The sequence below is a fragment of the Actinosynnema sp. genome (assembly GCF_052038725.1).
Genome location: NZ_JBQGCX010000719.1, coordinates 1 through 2,737, shown reverse-complemented (window position 1 = coordinate 2,737; position 2,737 = coordinate 1). Strand labels below are relative to the sequence as shown.

Sequence of the window (2,737 nt, the reverse complement as noted above, 5' to 3'; positions counted from 1 at the left end):
TCCGGCGCCAGCTCCTCGGGGTCCCCCCCGCCGCGCCGCGGCGGCGCGGGGGTCAGCGCCACGAACTGGTCGCGGGCCCCGCGCGGCGACTCCGCCAGGATCTGCGCGGGCTCCACCACGAGCACCGAGTCGAACTCCAGGCCCTTGGTGTCCGTCACGCCCAGCACCACGACCTGCGCGTCCAGGTCGTCGGTCGCGCCCGGCACCACCGCGCGCAGCTCCGCCAACCGCGCCGACGGCACGATCACCGCGAGCTTGCCGTCCCCGATCGCCGCCGACTCGGCCCCGACCACCTCGGCCAGCCCGTCCGCGACCGACCCGACCCGCCGCGCCCACGGCTCGAACCCGCTGTCGCGCACCGACGTCGGCGGTGCCAGGTCGGCGTCCACGCTGGCCAGCACGTCCGCCGCCACCGCCATGATCTCCGAGGGCGTCCGGTAGTTCACCGTCAGCTCGGTCAGCTTCCAGCGGTCCAGCACGTACGGGGACAGCACCTCCGACCAGGACGTCGCCCCGCCCACGTCGCCGGTCTGCGCGATGTCGCCCACCACGGTCATCGACTTCGACGGGCAGCGCCGCATCAGCGTGCGCCACGCCATCGCCGACAGCTCCTGCGCCTCGTCCACGATCACGTGCCCGAACGTCCACGTCCGGTCGGCCGCCGCGCGCTCCGCCGCCGTCTCGTACCGCTCGGCCCCGTGCCGCTCGGCCAGCTTGTAGGCGTCGACCAGGTCGGTCGCCATCAGGATCTCCGGGTCGGCGTCGTCGGCCAGGTCCAGGATGTCCAGCACGCCCTGCGCGTAGTCCACGGCCTGCCTGCGCTGCCGCTCCGCCCGCGCCTTGGCCTCGGTGTCGTCCTCGCCGAGCAGCTCGGCCGCCTCGTCCAGCAGCGGCACGTCGGCGGGCGTCCACTCGCCGCCCGGCTCGCGGCGCAGCAGCTCCCGCTCGGCGGGGGTGAGCTTCGGCGCGGCCTTGGCCAGCAGCTTCGGCGAGGCGTACAGCTCCTCCAGCAGCCGCTGCGGGGTCAGCACCGGCCACAGCCGGTCGATCGCGGCCTGCACCTTCTCGTCCTCGCGCAGCTCGCGGCGGATGTCGTCCACGTCGGCCGCGTCCAGCAGGTGCCTGCCCAGGCGCGCCACCGCCTGGTTCGCCAGGGTGGTGATCACCTCGCGCTGGAAGGTGCGCCGCGCCTCGTTGTGCGGGCGGCGGGTGCGCCGGGCCCTGCCGCGCGCGGCGCTGATCGCCTTGCGGTCGAGCTTGAGCACGTCCTGCTCGAACGGCACCTCCACCAGCGCCGGGGCCTCCTGGCGGTCCCGCACGGCGTGCGCGACCACGTCGGCCATGGCGAGCCTGCCCTTGATGGTGGCCGCCTCGGTGGGCTCGCGGCCGGTCGCGGTCAGGCCGGGGTACAGCTCGCCGACCGTCGACAGCAGCACGCCGGTCTCGCCCAGGGAGGGGAGCACCTGGCCGATGTAGCGCAGGAACGTGCTGTTCGGGCCGACCACGAGCACGCCGCGCTTGGCCAGCTGGCGGCGGTGCGTGTAGAGCAGGTACGCGGCGCGGTGCAGCGCGACGGCGGTCTTGCCGGTGCCGGGGCCGCCCTGGACGACCACGACGCCGTTCAGCTCGGTGCGGATGATCCGGTCCTGCTCGGCCTGGATGGTCGCGACGATGTCGCCCATCTGACCGGTGCGGCTGGCGTTGACCGCCGCGAGCAGCGTCGCCTCGCCGGTGAGGCCCTCGTTGCGGCCGGGGTCGACCGAGTTGATGTCGAGCGACTCGTCGTCGAAGCCGACGACCTTGCGCTGCTTGGTCCGCAGGTGCCTGCGCCTGCGCACGCCGTCCGGCGCGGCGGCGGTGGCCAGGTAGAACGGGCGGGCCGCGGGGGCGCGCCAGTCCATCAGCAGCGGCTCGTACTCCTTGTCCTCGTCGAACAGCCCGATGCGGCCGATGTAGAAGCGGTCGTCGGTGTGGAAGTCGAGCCTGCCGAAGCACAACCCGTTCTCCACCGCGCTGTACTGGGCCAGCTGGTCGGAGTACATGGCGACGGAGGTGTCCCGCTCGGACCGCATCTGGTGGGTGCCGCCGGTCTGCCGGAGCGCGCCCGACAGCCGCTTCGAGCTCTGCTCACGGAGGTCGTCCAGCCTGGAGTACAGCATCGAGACGTATTCCTGCTCCGAATCGGTTTCCGCGATTCGGAGTTCATCGGCCGGGGTTGACAACGTGCCTCATTTCTCGATAGCGTGGTTTGTCAGGCTGTTCGGTTTTAGCCTGTTATCTTCTGCGTGCGCGCAGAATGACTAATCTACACGCTGGCCAGGCGCGCTGAGCACACCCGCCGCCCGGACCTGCGAACTCCGCCCCACTGCGGTCCCGGCCCGGTGCCTTCCCGCGCGCCCCGTGACGGCGGGGCGGTCGATGACCGGGGTGCGGCCTCGCTGCCGCTGGGGGCGACTCGATCGGGAGATCCGGCTGCGGGACGCGCCTTCGGGACGCGCCCGCGGGGTTCGGCGGCGGCTCGGCCGCGTGACGCGCGGGGGGAAGCTCGCGGTGAGCCGCGTCTGCGCGCGGAGTCCGGCGGTGGCGCCCGGCGCGGGACGCGCCTGCGGGGTTCGCCCGTGGTGCCCGGCTGCGGGACGCGCTTGGGGAGTCGGTGGCGCCCCTGTTCGCAGGACACGCCCGTGGAGTCCGCTCGTTGAGCCCCCTTCGGGACGCGCTTGGGGGCGGTGCCCCTGCC

At 73.6% G+C, this 2,737-nt stretch carries 1 protein-coding gene; it reads right to left on the bottom strand.

Annotated features, from left to right (window positions below):
* A partial coding sequence (locus ACTUAL_RS14960; protein ID WP_440900673.1) for a HelD family protein occupies positions 1–2,222 on the bottom strand: 2,222 nt, incomplete at its 3' end.
* Between the last annotated feature and the right edge of the window lie 515 nt (positions 2,223–2,737).